Raw genomic sequence first — 16,469 nt, forward strand, 5'->3', positions numbered from 1 at the left:
CGTCAGTTCGCCATGCAAGCATAGCTCCTACGGAGTGAACCACAGCGTTGAGAAAAGAACCAAAAAATGGAAAACAGTATGAAACCCGATCCGAAGAGTCCTGAGCGCCATGCCTGGCGGATGGAAAAGAAACAGCAAATCATGCGTGAGCGGATTGCCAATGCGGACAAGGATCAGGGCATCCTGCTGGTGCTCACCGGACCCGGCAAAGGCAAGAGCAGTTCCGGGTTCGGCATGCTGGCCCGGGCCCTGGGGCATGGCATGAAGGTGGGCGTGGTGCAGTTTATCAAGGGCGCATTCAGTACCGGTGAAGAAGCCTTTTTTCGCGATCTGCCCAATGTGGATTACCACGTCATGGGCGAGGGTTATACCTGGGATACCCAGGACCGGGAAAAGGATGTGGCTGCTGCCAGTGCTGCCTGGGATATCGCAAAAAAAATGCTTCAGGACGACAGCTACCACATGGTGTTGCTGGACGAACTGAACATTGCGCTGCGTTATGAGTATCTGGACCTGGATACCGTGCTCGATGACCTGCAGAACCGTCCCGCCATGCAGCATGCCGTTGTCACGGGTCGCTATGCGCCAAAGCAGCTGATCGAACTTGCCGACACTGTCACCGAAATGAAAGTGGTAAAGCATGCGTTCAAGGATCAGGGGGTGCGGGCGCAGAAGGGCGTGGAACTTTGAAGAAAGCTACAAGCTACAAGCTTCAAGCTACAACGCGGAAAAACGATTACGGGCGTAAGAATTATAAGACGCGAATAAACCCTGGTTTCTGCGTCGCGGCGATAATGGTGCCGTTTACACCATGCCTTTCGCCGTGTTGCAGCTTGAAGCTTGAGGCTTGCTGCTGATGGCTACTCTGATGGTCCAGGGCTGTACGTCGGATGCCGGGAAAAGCACGGTGGTGGCGGCGTTGTGTCGATGGTTTGCTCAGCGGGGGTATTCGGTGGCGCCGTTCAAGCCGCAGAATATGGCGTTGAACAGTGCAGTGACCGTGGACGGTGGGGAGATTGGACGGTCGACGGCGCTACAGGCCCTGGCCTGCGGGATTGAACCGCACAGTGACATGAATCCGGTGTTGCTCAAGCCGCAGACCGATATGGGGGCCCAGGTGATACTCCGTGGCCAGGTGCTGGGCAACATGCAGGCACTGGATTATCACGCCTATAAGAACACCGCCCGTGAGGCAGTGCTGGCGGCCTGGCAGGGTCTCTCTTCCCGTTATGATGTGATTATCGCCGAAGGCGCAGGCAGTCCGGCGGAAATCAACCTGCGTGACAACGATATTGCCAATATGGGCTTTGCCGAAATGGTGGATTGCCCGGTGATTCTGGTGGCGGACATTGATCGCGGTGGGGTCTTTGCCCATCTCACCGGCACGCTGGATCTGCTTTCAGAGAGCGAGCAGCAACGCACCCTGGGCTTTGTCATCAACCGGTTTCGTGGGGACCTGTCCCTGTTGCAGGGCGGGTTGGACTGGCTGGAAGATCGCACCGGCAAACCGGTGTTCGGTGTGCTGCCCTACCTGCATGGCCTGACGCTGGATGCGGAGGACGCGGTGGCCGATCCCGGTGACCATGAGCACGATGCCCTCAAGGTGGTGGTACCGGTGTTGCCGCGCATGAGTAACCACAATGATTTTGATCCTCTGCGCCTGCACCCTCAGGTGGAGCTGCGTTTTGTGAAAATGGGTGAGGTCTGGCCGGCGGCGGATCTGGTCATCCTCCCTGGTAGTAAGGCAACCCGCGCTGACCTGGCATTCCTGCGCGAGCAGGCTTGGGACAAACAGATCGAAAAACACCTGCGTTATGGTGGCAAGGTGCTGGGTATTTGCGGGGGCTTCCAGATGCTGGGTGAGCGGATTGAGGATCCTGACGGGCTGGAAAGCGATGCGGGCAGCAGCCCGGGGCTTGGCTGGCTGGCCATGACCACCCGACTGATTTCCGGCAAGCAGTTGCGCACTGTGCAGGGCGTTTTCTTGCCAGCGGGAGCTGCCATCCACGGTTACGAAATTCACAATGGCATCAGCGAAGGGCCGGCTTTGTTAAAGCCCATGCTGCGGCTGGGTGACCGTGACGAGGGCGCCATCAGTGACGATGGTCAGATCATGGGATGTTATCTGCACGGTCTGTTCGATAATGCCGTAGCCTGCAACGCGCTACTGCAGTGGGCGGGGCTTCGCGGTGACCGGGCAGTGGATTACGATGACCATCGGCAGCGGGATCTGGACCGGCTGGCGGATATGCTCGAAGAGCACCTTGATACGGAGAGGCTGTTATCTTCTTTGGGGGCAGAATAAAAAAGGGCCGGGAAATTCCCGGCCCCGAAAGATTATTCCATGGGGTTAACGCATTCCGCCCGTGACGGCTCCAGCTTGCAACGGACCTTTCTGAGAAGACTCATCATGGATTTGTCGTAGACCCCGTCCTGGGTCAGGGACACGCGCGCTTCGCGCATCATCTCGTCGTAACGCAGCTTGTCGTTATCGGGGATACGGATCCACCACTTGTCTTCCACTTCGTTGCTGGCGTTATCAATGACGCGCATGGCACGGTCAAACTGGCCATACATGAATTCCCGGGACTGCTGGGCATAGCCCGCGGGGAAGCGGTCTTTCTTGAGAATGATCTGGGCGCTGAGCTGACCCAGTACATAGTCGAGGATGCCGCCATCCGGTGCCATGCCCTTGTACAGTTCCAGGGCAGAAAAGCCCATGATGGGAGCGAAGCAGATATCCACGGAACCGTTGTTGAAGCGGGTAGAGAAGTTGGTGATGTCGGACATGACCGGTGACATGCCAACACGGGAAGCCATGTTCGCCTGGGCGCTGTCGTATTCAAGCACGGCGATGGATTTCCCGGACAACTCTTCTACGGTATCCAGTTCCTGATCCTTCAGGAAAAGAAATGCCGCGCCCATGGGAACCACGCCGCCAACTTCGTAGGGGCCGGATACCAGTTGCTTGTTGATGGAGGGGGTGTCACTGGCAATAACAGAAATCACGGTTCTCATGGCTTCATAGCTGGGAATGGCGCCAATGGAATCCATGCTGCCGGTGAAGCTGTTGAATTGACGGCCACGAATACCGGTGAGGACGGCGGCGTCACATTGGCCGGCTTTCAGATCTTCTGCGGCGATCTTTTCATCGGTGAAGGGCTTGAGTTCCACATCCACGCCCCAGGCAACGGCGGCGGTTTTGTAATCCTTCATGATGTTATAGATATCACCGTTAGCGCCAATGATGTCGAAAACACAGAATTTTCGTTTTTCCAGTGCGTGAGCAGACAGGGAAATACTCGAAAGCAAAGCGGAAAGAATTAATATCGTTATGTAGCGCATGAAGCTCTCCCGTAAAAACAGAAAAATCAAAGAGCATCGATCCTATTTGGCCGCTGAGGATACATTCAATATGGCTTTACAAAAGTCTGCATAATCGACAACAAGAAAGTGGAGCAAGCCGGGGAGCGCTGTCATTTTGATAAGAAAGGAGGCAGAAAACGGTGCCGAATTCACCCTGCATTCACTGTGGTACAGGTTTGTGGGGGGTTAAGGGAGTAAATAAAAAAGGCGCCAATGGCGCCTTTTTTCTGGAGGGTCAGACCTTAGTGGTCGTGGCCTTCCGGGCCGTGTACGTGGCCGTGCTCTTTCTCTTCGTCGGAGGCTTCACGCACTTCGGTGACTTCCACGGCGAAGTTCAGGGTTTCGCCTGCCAGCGGGTGGTTGCCATCAACGGTCACTTCATCACCTTCCACAGCGGTGATGGTGAAGATACGCGGACCGGCTTCGGTCTGGGCCTGGAACTGCATGCCCGGCTGCAGGTTCTCTTCGTTGCCTTCGAAAGCGGTTTTCGGCACTTGCTGGATCAGCTGCTCGTGACGCTCGCCATAGCCTTCTTCCGGGTTAACGGTCACGTCCAGCTTGTCGCCGGCGGCCTTGCCCACCAGGGCTTTTTCCAGACCGGGAATGATATTGCCTGCGCCGTGCAGGTAGGCCAGGGGCTCGCCACGCTGGATGGAGGAATCGATGGTCTCGCCGGCGTTGTTGGTGAGGGTGTAGTGGATGGACACTACGGTGTTTTCAGAAATTTGCATGGAAACCCTTTTGGGGTGGATGAATTCGGAATAAGGGGTATGGCGGACATGGCGTTTCATGGTCCGGCTGCGCCCCGCATTCAGGTCGGCGAACATTCTAACAAGACCGGCAAGGGCCTGACCAACCGGAGCCAGTACCGGCCGACGGGCGTGGGGTAGCCAACAGGGGCTGGGGAGCCACGAAGGGCTCCACAGGAGGGCGGAACCGGGAGGTTATTGCCCGAGTAAGCGCCGGTTCCCCGGCTTGGCCCCGCATTTGCTACAGTACTGCCATGGCCGCTGATACTTTCACTGACAATCCGCTACTGCAGGACCGCTTTGGTCGCACTATCGACTATGTGCGGTTGTCGGTGACGGACCGTTGCGATTTTCGCTGTGTGTACTGCATGGCGGAGGATATGACCTTTGTGCCCCGGGCCCAGGTGCTGACTCTGGAGGAGATGGGGCGGCTGGGCCGGGTGCTGGTGGCGCTGGGGGTGCGGCGGATCCGGTTGACCGGGGGGGAGCCGCTGGTGCGCCGTGATGTGACAAATCTGGTGCGCTATCTTGGTGCGATTCCGGGGCTGGATGAACTGAATATGACCACCAACGGCGCCGGGTTGGGCCGTTTTGCGGGGGATCTGAAGGCTGGCGGTCTGGATCGGCTCAATATCAGCCTGGATTCCCTGGACCCGCAACGTTTCCGCGCCCTGACGCGCACTGGCGACCTGGGCAAGGTGTTGGCGGGCATTGAGGCGGCCCGCCGGGCCGGCTTCCGCCGTATCAAGCTCAATAGCGTGATCCTGCGTGGTCGAAACCAGGACGAGGTGCCAGCGCTGGTGGATTTCGCCCTCGATAGAGGACTGGATATCTCTTTTATCGAGGAAATGCCCCTGGGGGAGATCAGTGAGCATGACCGGGGGCAGGCGTTTGTCTCCTCCGAAGAACTCCGGGATCAGCTCTGCGAGCGCCTGACCCTGGTGCCCATGGCGGAAAAGACCGGCGGGCCGTCCCGCTATTGGCAGGTACCGGGCAGTGACAGCCGTATCGGCTTTATCTCTCCCCACTCACAAAATTTTTGCTATTTGTGTAATCGGGTGCGGATTACCGCCGAGGGCCGTATGCTTCTTTGCCTGGGGCACGAACACAGTGTGGACCTGCGCGCGGTACTGCGGGCTCACCCCACGGATGATGCCCCCCTGCGTCAGGCAATCATTGATGCCATGGCAATCAAACCGGAACGGCACGACTTTAACCTGGCCCCGGGCGAGCAACTGGTACGGTTCATGAATATGACCGGTGGTTAACGCCCGGGTGACCTGCCTGGCGTCCAGTCCATGAATGTAGCGAGAGACCATGAAATCCCTTCCCGAACTCTTCAGCAACAACGAGCAATGGCGTCACGACATCGAGCAGGAGCACCCGGGCTTCTTCAAGGCGCTGGGCGAACAGCAGAGTCCGCAGTATCTGTGGATTGGCTGTGCGGACTCTCGCGTACCGGCCAACGAGGTGGTGGGGCTGATGCCCGGCGAGCTGTTTGTGCACCGCAACGTGGCCAATCTGGTGAATCACACCGACCTGAACCTGCTGTCGGTGCTGCAGTTCGCCGTGGATGTGCTGAAGGTGAAGCACATCATGGTGGTGGGGCACTATGGTTGCGGCGGGGTCAAAGCCTCCATGGAAGATGTGCCCCATGGTCTGATCGACAACTGGCTGCGGCAGGTGCGTGAGCTGTATCTGCGTAACCGCAAACACCTGATCAAGCTGCCCGATGAAAAGGCCCAACTGGACCGCATGTGTGAACTGAACGTGGCCCGTCAGGTCATCAATGTGGCCAACACCACGGTGGTTCAGGAAGCCTGGCGCCGGGATCAGCCACTGACCATCCATGGCTGGATTTACGGTATCGGCGACGGTCGCCTGCGGGATCTGGATATCCAGATTCAGAACAACCGGGAACTGCGGACGCTGGAAAACGAGGAATACGATAATTCCTCAGCATAAGGGCCCTGAAGGGATCCCCGTAGGGTGCACTGAGCCTAAGGCGAACTGCACCAACCACCTTCGGTCAACGGTGCAGTTCGCCTCAGGCTCAGTGGCACCCTACGCAAGATTTCATTGGGTTCGTCAGAACCAGAAGTAGACCCCGGCCACCAACGATGCCTCCTCCGGACCACCGCCTGCCGCCCGCGTGCTGTCGGCGGTGTCGCCGTACTGCTTTTCCCAGTGCACGCCGATGTAGGGCGCCAGCTCCCGGCGGATTTCGTAGCGTAGTCGCAGGCCGGATTCGATGGCCACCAGACCATCGCCAACCCCCAGGTCGTCATCGTCCTTGCCGTAAAAGCGGGCTTCCACCTCCGGCACCAGCGCCAGGCGCTGGGTCAGCATCAGCTCGTATTCCGCTTCCAGACGCAGTTCACTGAGGCTGTCTTCGCCCAGAAACAGCTGGGCATCAACCTCGAACCAGTAGGGTGCCAGGCCCTGGATACCCAGGCTGGCCCAGTCCCGGTTGGGATGGTCGGGTTGCCAGTCGCGGCGCCAGCCCAGCTGCCAGTCCCAGTAGGGGGCGAAGGCGTGACTCCAGGCCAGGCGGGTTTGTGCGCTTTCCGTGCCGGCGTCTTCGTCGCCGTGTTCCGGGGCCATGAGCCGTTCGCCTTCCGTGGACAGGTACAGCTTGTTCAGGTCGCTGCCGTACCAGGCGTTGGCATCCCAGCCCAGCACCGTCCCTTCGTCGCTGTCACGCAGCTCAAGCTGGTCGACCAGTACTTTGCTGAAGCGGGGCGGGTGTTCGCTCATGGACCAGGCCGGCATGGCGACGGTCATGGCGGTCAGGGCGCTGAGCAGAAGGGGCGGTGTTTTCATCATGCGTCCTCCCCGTGAGCGCCATGGTGTGCGTGGCTGCCATCCGCTGGCGCTTCGACCACACGCACTTCCCGGAACATGCCCGCGTCCATGTGGTAAAGCAGGTGGCAGTGATAGGCCCAGCGGCCAAGGGTATCGGCGCGCACCAGGTAGCTGAGTTTTTCGCCGGGTTTCACGGTGACGGTGTGCTTGCGAAGCAGTTTGCCACCGCCTACTTCCAGATCGCTCCACAGGCCATGCAGATGGATGGGGTGGGTCATCATGGTGTCGTTGACCAGGGTAATGCGAACCCGCTCGTTGTGGTAAAGCTCCAGGGGAACGGCATCCGCAAAGGGAATGCCGTTGAAGCTCCACATGTAGCGGCTCATGTTGCCGGTCAGGTGCAACACGATTTCCCGTTCCGGGTGCAGGCTGTCCGGTGGCCCGCCAGCGGTTTCCAGGTCCGCATAGGTGAGCACTTTCCAGTCCCGGTCGCGCAGGCCGATACCCGGGTCGGCAAGCATCTCACCCGGGGCCATGGCGCGCATGTCCACACCGGGTCCATATTCCGTGGCGGCATGGTCGGTGGCGTTGTTTCTGGGCGGCAGGTCCGGGTTGTTGGGATCGATGGCAAAGGGGACGGCGTTGCCGTGATCGCTGTGCTTCATGCCTGCCATGTTGTGGTTCATCTGCCCATGGTCCATGCCTTCATGACCGTCGCCGTGCTGCATGGCGCCCATGCCCATTTCGGTATGGCCCAGCAACGGTGGCGGATCCATCTCCGGCACTGGCGCTGACATGGCCGGGTTCGGGGTCAGGGTGCCACGGGCAAAGCCACTGCGGTCGATACTCTGGGCAAACAGGGTGTAGGCCTGGTCCGCTTTGGGTTCCACGATCACATCCAGGGTTTCTGCCACACCCAGGCGCACCTCGTGGAAAGGCACCGGTTTGACCGGCTGACCATCCATTTCAATCACCGTCATGTCCAGGCCGGGAATGCGGATGTCGAAGAAGGTCATGGCGCTGGCGTTGATAAAGCGCAGGCGGAGGCGTTCACCCGGATTGAACTGGCAGGTCCAGTTGCCGTTGGGGCTCTGGCCATTCATCAGGTAGGTGTAGGTGTAACCGGTCACGTCGGCCAGGTCCCGGTCGTTCATGCGCATGGTGTTCCACATATGGCGATCCTTGAGGGTCTGGATTACGCCCTTGTCGCGGAAATCGCGCAGGGTGTCGAACACGGTGCGCTCATTGAAATTGTAGTAGTGGCTGAGTTTTTTCAGGGTGGCGAAGATGTGCTTCGGGTCCTCGTCACTCCAGTCTGACAGCACGATGACCTGGTCCCGGTCCACGGCATGCGGCTCAGGGTTTTTCGGATCAATGATGATGGAACCGTACAGGCCGGTCTGTTCCTGAAAACCGGAATGGCTGTGATACCAGTAAGTACCGCTCTGCTTGACCGGAAAACGGTAGGTGAAGGTTTCACCGGGTTTGATGCCATCGAATGACAGGCCGGGCACGCCATCCATTTCAAACGGCAGCAGCAGGCCATGCCAGTGGATGGAGCTGGTTTCCGGCAGCATGTTGGTGACCTTGAGGGTGACGGTGTCGCCTTCGCGCCAGCGCAGGGTGGGGCCGGGGACGATGCCGTTGATGGTGGTGGCCGGTCGGGTCTTGCCGGTGATGTTCACGTCGGCGCCGCCCAGGGTCAGGTGGAAGGTGTCACCACTGAGGGTGGGGGCGCCGGTATGACCCTGGCGGGCCAGCAGCTGGCCGGGTGTCAGCCCCAGTCCCAGGCCGGTGGCGCCCAGCGCCAGACCCTGCACGAAACGACGTCGTGGCAGGGAAAACGGATCTGCGGTTTTCATGATGTATCTCCTGATTGTTTGAGTGTGAAAACGAACTCAAACAATCAGGGAGGGTGGCCGTAACGGCAGGTGGTGGATGCCGTCGTGCAGGCTGCTCTCCAGACCGGGGTGCCACGGGCGATCGGGAACCTCCGCCTGGCCGCTGAACAGGGCCACGGTGGTGGCACTGATCTGGCAGACGGTCAGACACTGGCAGGCGTCATCCTGGGGGCAGTGCTGACTGTCGCCAGGATCTGGCTGTGCCATCTCTGCATGGTGATGGCAGTGGGTCTGGGGGGCGGTATCCCGATGACCGACAGAAACCTGCGCAGACAAACTGCTTGTCACCACCAGCATCAGGATGGCAAGCAGGCCGGCCAGCAAGGGCCGGTGATGGGGGCGCAGGTATCGGTTCATGAAACCATTATTAACCTCGGGGCTACCCCAAGGTCAAAGGGGGATGGAAGGGATGACGGACAGAGTGTGACGAGTGACGAGAAGCGAGGTACGAGTCGCGAAAGCCGGGTTTGGTTTTTCTTTCGAAACTCGTACCTCGTACCTCGCAGAAGCGGGCAAGGGGGCATTGATTTCGGGAGCCTTTTGACGCTTTCGGAGCGGTGAATCTGGCTTCCTGGCGTCACGCCGCCTGCCACACCACGCTGGCGGCAATCACTACCAGTAACAGGGCGGTGCCTTTTTCCACCCAGTGATGATGGGCCCGCAGCCAGGGCAGGAAACGGCTGCGGCCAAGCAATACCGCCACCAGCACATACCAGCCGCCATCAATGAACATGGACGTGAGCACCATCTGGATGCGGGCGGCCTGGGCCATGTCTGCCTGCAGGAACTGGCTGAACAGGGCCAGGAAAAACAGTGCCACCTTCGGGTTCAGAAAGGCCACCAGGAAACCGTCCCGGGCGGCCCCGTGCAGGACATTGAACTGGCTGTCGGCATCGGCAGCCGGCAACGGCTGTTTGCCCGCCTGCCAGCTTTTCCAGGCCATCCATAACAGAAACAGGGCGCCGGTGAGACTGAACGCCAGTTCCAGGGACGGGTAGCGGTGGAACAGCACCGCCAACCCGGTGACGGTGGCGGTAGCCCAGATGCCGACTCCCAGGGCATGGGTGGCGCCGGCAAGGGCGCCCGCCCGGGCTCCCCCATGCAGGGTGTGGCGGGTGATCACCGCCAGGCTGATGCCCGGTGCCATGGCACCCAGGGCGCAGACGCTGGCCAGCAGCAGCCAGTCATGGAGAGGAAGCATTCAGGGTCTCGTTACACGCAAAAGGGGAAACTGTAGCGGGTTTCGGTGACAGGTTGAAGGACAGGCAAGGGATTTGCAGCCGTGTCCACGAAGCCGCTGTAGGAGCACCTCTCGAGGTGCGAACCGGTTAGCAGGTTTGACGTTACCGGATAGATTTCCCTCGCCTGAGCTCGGGTTCGCACCTCGAGAGGTGCTCCTACAGGGGAGGGTCAGTTCCCAGGATAGTGGCTGAAGACTTCGGTGCTGTTTTCATCGAACAGCAGCACGTCATAGGCATCCACGCGGTCGCCCATTTCCATGCCCGGGGAACCCACTGGCATGCCGGGCACGGTGAGTCCCCTGGCGTCCGGGCGCTCGGCCAGTAGCCGGTCCACATCGGCAGCCGGCACATGTCCTTCAATGGCATAGCCGTCGATAAAGGCGGTATGACAGGAGCCCTGTCCGGGGAGGATGCCGGCCTTTTCCTTGATGGACTGCAGGTTCTGCTGTTCGTGGACCACCACCTGGTAGCCATTGTCTTTCATATGATCCACCCAGGCACCACAGCAGCCACAGGTAGGAGATTTGTAGACTTCCAGGACCTTCTCGGTGCTGGCGGTTTTTGTTGCTTCAGCGGCGGCGGGAGCCGCTTCGGTGGCCTGGGGCTCGGGCGGACCGTCATCACCGCAGGCGGTGACCAGAAAAGCCAACAGGAGAGCCGAAAAAACTTTCATCATGTTTCCTCTTTCATGCGTGGGGCAGTTGCGGGGCTGACAATCAATCTGCCCTGATACATCTGCATCTGACAGGTAAAACGGTACTCGCCGGCGGGCGGGTTGTTCAGGATCACGGTGGTGATGCTACCCGTTTCCAGAAATTCGCTCACGTCGAGCCCGTGGAACACCACCTGCTCGGCGCAGGGGGAAGGATCCCGTCGGTCGAAGTGCAGGGTCAGTGTCTCCCCGGCCCTGGCATGCAGGGTGGCCGGCTTGTAGACGCCATCCGCGACTACAATGGTGGTGTCTTGATCACTGACAGCCTGGCTTTTTCCAGTGGAATTGGACAGCCAGAACCACCAGACGATCCCCGCCATCAGCAACAGGCCGGCAAGATTGATCAGCAGTGTCATGACTTGCCTCGCTGAGGGTTGAACAGCCGCAACCGGTTGGCATTGCTGACCACGGTCACCGAGCTGAGCGACATGGCGGCGCCGGCAATCACCGGGCTGAGCAGGCTGCCGGTGAGCGGGTAGAGCGCCCCGGCGGCAACGGGCACGCCCAGGCTGTTGTAGATAAAGGCGCCGAACAGGTTCTGCTTGATGTTGCGTACTGTGGCGGCGGAGATTGCCATGGCATCGGCGACGCCGTGCAGGGAGCCGCCCATCAGGGTGATGGCGGCGGATTCGATGGCCACGTCGGTGCCGGTGCCGATGGCAAAGCCCACATCCGCCTGGGCCAGCGCCGGGGCATCGTTGATGCCGTCGCCCACCATGGCCACGATGCGTCCCTCTTCCTGCAGAGACTGCACTTTTTTCGCCTTGTCCTCAGGCAGCACTTCCGCCATCACCTGATCCACGCCCACCTGTTTGGCGATGGCGTCGGCGCTGGCCTGGATGTCACCGGTCATCATCACCACGGTGAGCCCCTGATCTTTCAGACGGGCAATGGCCTCCCGGGAATCTTCCTTGATACGGTCGGCCACGCCGAGGATGCCGAGCAGGGTGTTGTCTTCGGCCAGGAACAGGGGGGTGGCGCCACGCTCGGTGAGCGAGTCGCTGTTCAGGCTGACGGTGATGCCTTCGCGTTCCAGCCAGCGGCGGTTGCCGAGCCGGTAGTGTTTGCCGTTAAGGGTGGCGCTGACTCCCTTGCCGTTGAGGGCCTGGAAATTGTCGACACGGTCCGGGCTGATTTCACGCTGCGCTGCCGCTTCCGCGATGGCGCGTGCCAATGGATGCTCGGAGCCGCTTTCCAGGCTGGCGGCCAGTTGCAGCAGGGTGTCTTCCTGCTGGCCCTCGGCACAGAGAATCTCGGTGAGCGCCGGTTTGCCTTCGGTGATGGTGCCGGTCTTGTCCAGCACAATGGTGTCCAGCTTGCTGCTGGTCTGCAGGGCGTCCCCCTCACGAATCAGAATGCCGTGTTCCGCGGCCTTGCCGACGCCGACCATGACCGACATGGGGGTGGCCAGCCCCAGGGCGCAGGGGCAGGCAATGATCAGCACCGTGGTGGCACTGATCAGCATGTGGGTGATGCGCGGTTCCGGCCCCAGGTTGAACCAGGCCAGGGCAGCGACCACGGCGATCAGCATGATGGCGGGCACGAAGACGGCGGAGACGTGGTCGGCCAGACGACCAATAGGCGGCTTGCTGCCCTGGGCTTTCTTTACCAGCGCCACGATCCGCGACAGGGCGGTGTCCTTGCCCACGGCGGTGGCCCGGTAGAGCAGGGTGCCGCCTTCATTGAGGGTACCGGCGCTGACCGTATCACCGATGGCCTTGCGCACCGGCATGGGTTCGCCGGTGAGCATGGATTCATCCAGCCGGCTTTCCCCTTCCTCGACGATACCGTCCACGGCAATTTTCTCTCCGGGGCGCACGCGCAGGATGTCGTCGGTCTGCACTTGCTCCACGGGAATATCCTCTTCCCGTTTTTCCTGATTCGGGCCATCGCGGACCACCCGGGCGGTTTTGGCGCCCAGATCCAGCAGGCGTTTTACCGCCGCGCTGGTTTTGCCCCGGGCACGGACTTCCAGTGCCTGGCCCAGGTTGATCAGGCCGATGATCATGGCGCTGGCTTCGAAGTACACGTGGCGGGCGGCTTCCGGCAGGGCGGTGGGGATCAATACCACGGCCATGGAATAGACCCAGGCGGCGCCGGTCCCCAGGGTGATCAGGGTATCCATGTTGGCGTTGTGATTGCGAAACGCTTTCCAGGCACCGACAAAGAAATGGCGGCCTGCGGTCGCCAGCACCGCCAGGGTCATCAGGCCGATCCCCAGCCAGGCCCACTGGCTGGTCTGGCCGGGGCGAACCATCATGTCGCCACCCAGCAGCCCCCAGGCCATTAACGGGACACCCAGCCCCAGGCCCAGCCACATATGGCGGAGTAACTGACGATAGTGCTGCTGTTCCTGCTGCTCGCGGGCGCCATCCTCATCGTTGTCGTTCACGGGACTGGCGCCATAGCCCGCCCGCTCCACAGCATCAATCAGGGATTGGGTATCCGCAGTGCCGCTGACTCTGGCAGTGCGATCGGCAAAATTCATTTGGGCCCGGGTGACGCCGGGTGTGTGGCGCAGGGCGTTTTCGATGGTGCGTACACAGGCCGCACAGGTGGCGCCGGTGATGGCCAGCTGCTGCTCATGGTCGCGGCTGGCGGGGGAGTGCGGAGCCTCCTGCGGCGGCGTATCAGAAGCATAGCCGGCCCTGGACAGGGCTGCCTGCACGGCGGCGCTGTCGGCGTTGCCAGTGACGGTCACCAGCTGGGTGTCCAGATCCACCTGCACATCGTCGACGCCGGGGAGGGCGCCAAGCGACTGGCGAATCTTGCGGACGCAGCCCTGGCAGCTGGCGCCCTGAATCGCGAACCTCTGTGTCTGCATCCGGGTCTCCGTGGGCGATGGGGATGGAACCATGCCTGCTGTCACAGATTGTCAAACTTCAGGGTAACCCCAAGGTCAAGCCCGTGCTATAACCCGGTGCCGGCATTGAAAATTTTTATAAAACTGTCAAAAAGGCGGAACTGCTCGCGCGCCTGAGACTCCATATTGCCACTACAGTGCGAGCACATTGATGCCGTTTATCAATATTGAGAGGACCTTTTCTATGTTTAAGAAAACTTTGCTTGTGTCAGGGATTGCCCTGGCTGTTGCTGCACCGGCCATGGCGGAGCAGCGGACGTCCATGGTTCGCGATAACGGCTTTTCCTACACCTACGGCCAGCTGGCCTATGATCGCTGGGATCTGGATAACGATGTGGATGTGGACGCGCTGACCGCTGAGGGTTCATTCGCTCTGGATGAGCATATTTTCCTGCGCGGTAGCCTGGGTTTCTTTGACGGTGATTATGACCGTGGCCCGTTCCCTGACGGCGACGTGGATGGCACTCGCCTTTCCGCCGGTGCCGGTTTCCATACCCCCCTGCAGCGGGGTCTGGACTTCGTGACCACTGCCGACATCCTTTACGATGACCGGGATTTTGATCCGGGCAATTCCGATGATGAAATCGGTTTCGAATTGCGCGGTGGTCTGCGTCACGCGACGACCGAGCAGTTGGAGCTCTCCGGTGGCCTGACCTATATGGACCTGTACGATGATGATCTGGGGGTTTACGGCCAGGGTCTGTTCAAGCTGACTCCGGTGGTGGATCTGGGCGCCCGCGTTATTGTGGGTGGCGACCGTGATACCTACGGTGTGTTTGGCCGCTACAATTTCTAAGTAGCGTTCAGCACAAAAAAAGCCCGCCGGGTGAAAGTCCGGCGGGCTTTTTTTGTGGGTAGTGATTCTTGCCGACGTGAGAATCTCTCCGCCTATTGCTGTGATTGGCTGTAGGAGCGTCGCTGGCGGCGCGATTATCACGGTATCGAGTTGCGAGAAGCGAGTTTCGAAAACCAAAACCTGAAAGACGGAGAGACCGGGTTTTCGCTCCTCGTGACTCGTTTCTCGAAACGTTTTTCTTCGCGGCTCGAGCGCCGCTCCTGCAAAGGCTTTATTCGCTCAGGGCTGATCCAGCCACTCCTGCAGCGCCTCGCTGCCGGCTTTCTTCGATGCGGCGATGGCTTCTTCAATCCCCGGTGCTTTTTCTGCCCAGGCTTCCAGAGTGGTCTGATCCATATTGCGCACACCCTCCATCAACCGTTTTGCATTCACTTCGCGCACGGTTGCCGGAATAAACAGGCCTTCCGCTTCCAGATCGGTGCTGTCTCTGTGGGCGGTACGGGCCAGGGTATGTTCCAGCCCGCATTTCAGGGAGGGTGAATCCAGGGGGGCGTCCACGGACAGCAGTTTGGCATCGGCCTGTAGTTGCTCGCCAGCCAGCTGCAGATACTGGCGGCGGCGCAGGGCGATCTCGTCATCGCCAGCCAGCAGGGGTAATGCCTTGGCGGTCTCTCCCGTGCCATTGAGCGCCACAAACAGGGCCGCAAAGCCCAGGCTGGCTTCACTGGCATCCGTGGCGCCGTGCTGGACACGCAGGGATTTTCGGGTCATCTCCAGATAGGGATCACTGATCAGGCCGGACTCGGGCCATTCCGGCAGGGCATCCAGGTAGCCGGGGTAAAGGGGCCAGGTGTCCATGCGGTTGAGCAATTCCTGTTGCTTGAGTTGGCAGGCGCGACTGGCGGCAAGCAGGTAGTGATCCACAAAGGCGGCATACCAGTCCTCAAGCCGATCGCGCAACGCGTCGAGCTGGGCCTGTTCACGGGTCTCAGTGAAATCAAGCAGGGCTTGCTGCCACGCGGCGGCGCTGTCCTGAAAGGCCTTATCGGCGTTCTGCTGCCAGTCACTGGCTGGGATCTCCGCCTCGGTGATGGACGTATCCCTCTCTTCGCTCGGTGCCGGTTCCGGTGTGTTGCTGTCGCAAGCGGCCAACACCAGTGCCAGTAATACGGCGAAAAAATAACGCATGGTTCCCCTTCCCCTTGGTATCAGTCTCAGCGCAGGCTGATGATTGGCCAACCCTGCTCACGTGCTTCCCGATCCAGGGTGGCATCCGGATCCACGGCCACCGGGTTGTCGACTTTTCTGAGTAGCGGCAGGTCGTTGTGGGAATCGCTATAGAACCAGCTGTCAGTCAGCGTTTCGTCGTTGGCGCGCAGCCACTCCGCCAGTCGTTCCACCTTGCCATCCCGATAGCTGGGAGTGCCGGCCACATTGCCGGTGTAGCGTTCGCGCTTGCATTCCGCCACGGTGGCAATCAGGTGGTCCACGCCCAGCCGGTCCGCCAGCGGTGCGGTGACGAAATCATTGGTGGCGGTAATGATCATCAGGGTGTGCCCCTGGTCCCGGTGCTTCTGCAGCAGGGCCTCTGCCTTGGGCAGCCACATGGCATCCAGGGTTTCCGCCAGAAACTGCTCGCGCCAGAAGTGAAGCTGGGCCATGTCATGCTCGGCCAGCACTTTCAGGGAAAAGCGCAGGTACGCCATGATGTCCAGCCGACCATTCTGGTAATCCACATAGAACTGGTCGTTGGTTTCCTTGTAGTGCTGCTGGTCGACAATGCCTTTTTCCACCAGCCAGTCCCCCCACAGGTGGTCGGAATCGCCAGCGATCAGGGTGTTGTCCAGGTCGAAAATTGCGAGCGTCATGGCCTCTCCTTACGTGAACGGCACAGTTTATGCGAAGCGAATGACAAGTTATAGGGAGCGACAGGATGGCTCGGGGCCTTGCCGGCAGGGGGATCGTGGATTGTGGACCGGATGTTGCACGGTTGTGCATTGATTGCGGGTTGCCCGGCAAGGTTTAATGGGTCAACA

16 protein-coding genes are annotated in these 16,469 nt (G+C 60.2%); 5 read left to right on the plus strand and 11 right to left on the minus strand.

The annotated features are described in order from the left end of the window. The first annotated feature begins 78 nt into the window (after positions 1–78). Entirely contained in the window at positions 79–690 is a 612-nt protein-coding gene (cobO, locus tag A0251_RS04150) for a cob(I)yrinic acid a,c-diamide adenosyltransferase (protein WP_062815587.1), read from the plus strand. Between the two features lie 166 nt (positions 691–856). Further along, positions 857–2,305, plus strand: a complete 1,449-nt coding sequence (locus tag A0251_RS04155; RefSeq protein ID WP_062815588.1) for a cobyric acid synthase — start codon at positions 857–859, stop codon at positions 2,303–2,305. Between the two features lie 32 nt (positions 2,306–2,337). Here A0251_RS04155 and A0251_RS04160 read toward each other — a convergent pair whose 3' ends face one another. After that, positions 2,338–3,345, minus strand: a complete 1,008-nt coding sequence (locus tag A0251_RS04160) for a putative solute-binding protein (RefSeq protein WP_062815589.1) — start codon at positions 3,343–3,345, stop codon at positions 2,338–2,340. 263 nt (positions 3,346–3,608) lie between these two features. Then, on the minus strand, positions 3,609–4,097 hold the full coding sequence (locus A0251_RS04165; protein WP_062815988.1) for a peptidylprolyl isomerase: 489 nt from the start codon (positions 4,095–4,097) through the stop codon (positions 3,609–3,611). Between the two features lie 272 nt (positions 4,098–4,369). Here A0251_RS04165 and moaA point away from each other — a divergent pair, with 272 nt between their 5' ends. After that, positions 4,370–5,383 (plus strand): GTP 3',8-cyclase MoaA, encoded by a 1,014-nt coding sequence (gene moaA, locus A0251_RS04170; RefSeq protein ID WP_062815590.1) that lies wholly within the window; start codon positions 4,370–4,372, stop codon positions 5,381–5,383. 49 nt (positions 5,384–5,432) lie between these two features. Further along, positions 5,433–6,080 carry a carbonate dehydratase gene (can, locus tag A0251_RS04175; RefSeq protein ID WP_062815591.1) on the plus strand — a complete coding sequence of 216 codons (648 nt, stop codon included), beginning with the start codon at positions 5,433–5,435 and terminating at the stop codon, positions 6,078–6,080. Positions 6,081–6,203: 123 nt separating this feature from the next. Here can and A0251_RS04180 read toward each other — a convergent pair whose 3' ends face one another. The 7 genes from A0251_RS04180 to A0251_RS04210 all read right to left on the minus strand — a co-directional run bounded on the left by A0251_RS04180 (position 6,204) and on the right by A0251_RS04210 (position 13,598). Then, complete coding sequence (locus A0251_RS04180) at positions 6,204–6,941, minus strand: copper resistance protein B (protein ID WP_231874155.1); 738 nt, start codon at positions 6,939–6,941, stop codon at positions 6,204–6,206. Next, on the minus strand, positions 6,938–8,782 hold the full coding sequence (locus tag A0251_RS04185) for a copper resistance system multicopper oxidase (RefSeq protein WP_062815592.1): 1,845 nt from the start codon (positions 8,780–8,782) through the stop codon (positions 6,938–6,940). Before A0251_RS04185 ends, A0251_RS04180 begins: the two co-directional genes overlap by 4 nt. A gap of 36 nt (positions 8,783–8,818) precedes the next feature. Continuing rightward, positions 8,819–9,178, minus strand: coding sequence for a hypothetical protein (locus A0251_RS04190; RefSeq protein WP_062815593.1), 360 nt, complete (start codon positions 9,176–9,178; stop codon positions 8,819–8,821). A gap of 220 nt (positions 9,179–9,398) precedes the next feature. Continuing rightward, complete coding sequence (locus A0251_RS04195) at positions 9,399–10,022, minus strand: LysE family translocator (RefSeq protein WP_062815594.1); 624 nt, start codon at positions 10,020–10,022, stop codon at positions 9,399–9,401. A gap of 209 nt (positions 10,023–10,231) precedes the next feature. Further along, positions 10,232–10,738, minus strand: coding sequence for a DUF411 domain-containing protein (locus tag A0251_RS04200; RefSeq protein ID WP_082810753.1), 507 nt, complete (start codon positions 10,736–10,738; stop codon positions 10,232–10,234). Then, complete coding sequence (locus A0251_RS04205; RefSeq protein ID WP_062815595.1) at positions 10,735–11,130, minus strand: cupredoxin domain-containing protein; 396 nt, start codon at positions 11,128–11,130, stop codon at positions 10,735–10,737. Before A0251_RS04205 ends, A0251_RS04200 begins: the two co-directional genes overlap by 4 nt. Next, the gene (locus tag A0251_RS04210) at positions 11,127–13,598 is read right to left on the minus strand and encodes a heavy metal translocating P-type ATPase (protein ID WP_062815596.1); all 2,472 of its coding nucleotides are present in this window, start codon (positions 13,596–13,598) and stop codon (positions 11,127–11,129) included. Before A0251_RS04210 ends, A0251_RS04205 begins: the two co-directional genes overlap by 4 nt. Positions 13,599–13,821: 223 nt before the next feature. Between A0251_RS04210 and A0251_RS04215 the strand changes: the two genes are divergently transcribed. Next, positions 13,822–14,433, plus strand: a complete 612-nt coding sequence (locus A0251_RS04215) for an outer membrane beta-barrel protein (protein WP_062815597.1) — start codon at positions 13,822–13,824, stop codon at positions 14,431–14,433. A gap of 279 nt (positions 14,434–14,712) precedes the next feature. Here the strand turns inward: A0251_RS04215 and A0251_RS04220 are convergent, their stop codons facing one another. Continuing rightward, positions 14,713–15,621: a hypothetical protein gene (locus A0251_RS04220; protein ID WP_062815598.1), complete on the minus strand. Its 909-nt coding sequence runs from the start codon at positions 15,619–15,621 to the stop codon at positions 14,713–14,715. Between the two features lie 26 nt (positions 15,622–15,647). Further along, the gene (locus A0251_RS04225; RefSeq protein ID WP_062815599.1) at positions 15,648–16,301 is read right to left on the minus strand and encodes an HAD family phosphatase; all 654 of its coding nucleotides are present in this window, start codon (positions 16,299–16,301) and stop codon (positions 15,648–15,650) included. Positions 16,302–16,469 lie beyond the last annotated feature (168 nt).

The organism is Alcanivorax sp. NBRC 102024 (assembly GCF_001602235.1).
In the GTDB taxonomy this organism is placed as follows: domain Bacteria; phylum Pseudomonadota; class Gammaproteobacteria; order Pseudomonadales; family Alcanivoracaceae; genus Alcanivorax.

Coding starts and splice junctions, on each gene's coding strand:
- cobO (WP_062815587.1), top strand. CDS start 79: ATGAAACCCGATCCGAAGAGTCCTGAGCGCCATGCCTGGCGGATGGAA.
- A0251_RS04155 (WP_062815588.1), top strand. CDS start 857: ATGGCTACTCTGATGGTCCAGGGCTGTACGTCGGATGCCGGGAAAAGC.
- A0251_RS04160 (WP_062815589.1), bottom strand. CDS start 3,345: ATGCGCTACATAACGATATTAATTCTTTCCGCTTTGCTTTCGAGTATT.
- A0251_RS04165 (WP_062815988.1), bottom strand. CDS start 4,097: ATGCAAATTTCTGAAAACACCGTAGTGTCCATCCACTACACCCTCACC.
- moaA (WP_062815590.1), top strand. CDS start 4,370: ATGGCCGCTGATACTTTCACTGACAATCCGCTACTGCAGGACCGCTTT.
- can (WP_062815591.1), top strand. CDS start 5,433: ATGAAATCCCTTCCCGAACTCTTCAGCAACAACGAGCAATGGCGTCAC.
- A0251_RS04180 (WP_231874155.1), bottom strand. CDS start 6,941: ATGATGAAAACACCGCCCCTTCTGCTCAGCGCCCTGACCGCCATGACC.
- A0251_RS04185 (WP_062815592.1), bottom strand. CDS start 8,782: ATGAAAACCGCAGATCCGTTTTCCCTGCCACGACGTCGTTTCGTGCAG.
- A0251_RS04190 (WP_062815593.1), bottom strand. CDS start 9,178: ATGAACCGATACCTGCGCCCCCATCACCGGCCCTTGCTGGCCGGCCTG.
- A0251_RS04195 (WP_062815594.1), bottom strand. CDS start 10,022: ATGCTTCCTCTCCATGACTGGCTGCTGCTGGCCAGCGTCTGCGCCCTG.
- A0251_RS04200 (WP_082810753.1), bottom strand. CDS start 10,738: ATGATGAAAGTTTTTTCGGCTCTCCTGTTGGCTTTTCTGGTCACCGCC.
- A0251_RS04205 (WP_062815595.1), bottom strand. CDS start 11,130: ATGACACTGCTGATCAATCTTGCCGGCCTGTTGCTGATGGCGGGGATC.
- A0251_RS04210 (WP_062815596.1), bottom strand. CDS start 13,598: ATGCAGACACAGAGGTTCGCGATTCAGGGCGCCAGCTGCCAGGGCTGC.
- A0251_RS04215 (WP_062815597.1), top strand. CDS start 13,822: ATGTTTAAGAAAACTTTGCTTGTGTCAGGGATTGCCCTGGCTGTTGCT.
- A0251_RS04220 (WP_062815598.1), bottom strand. CDS start 15,621: ATGCGTTATTTTTTCGCCGTATTACTGGCACTGGTGTTGGCCGCTTGC.
- A0251_RS04225 (WP_062815599.1), bottom strand. CDS start 16,301: ATGACGCTCGCAATTTTCGACCTGGACAACACCCTGATCGCTGGCGAT.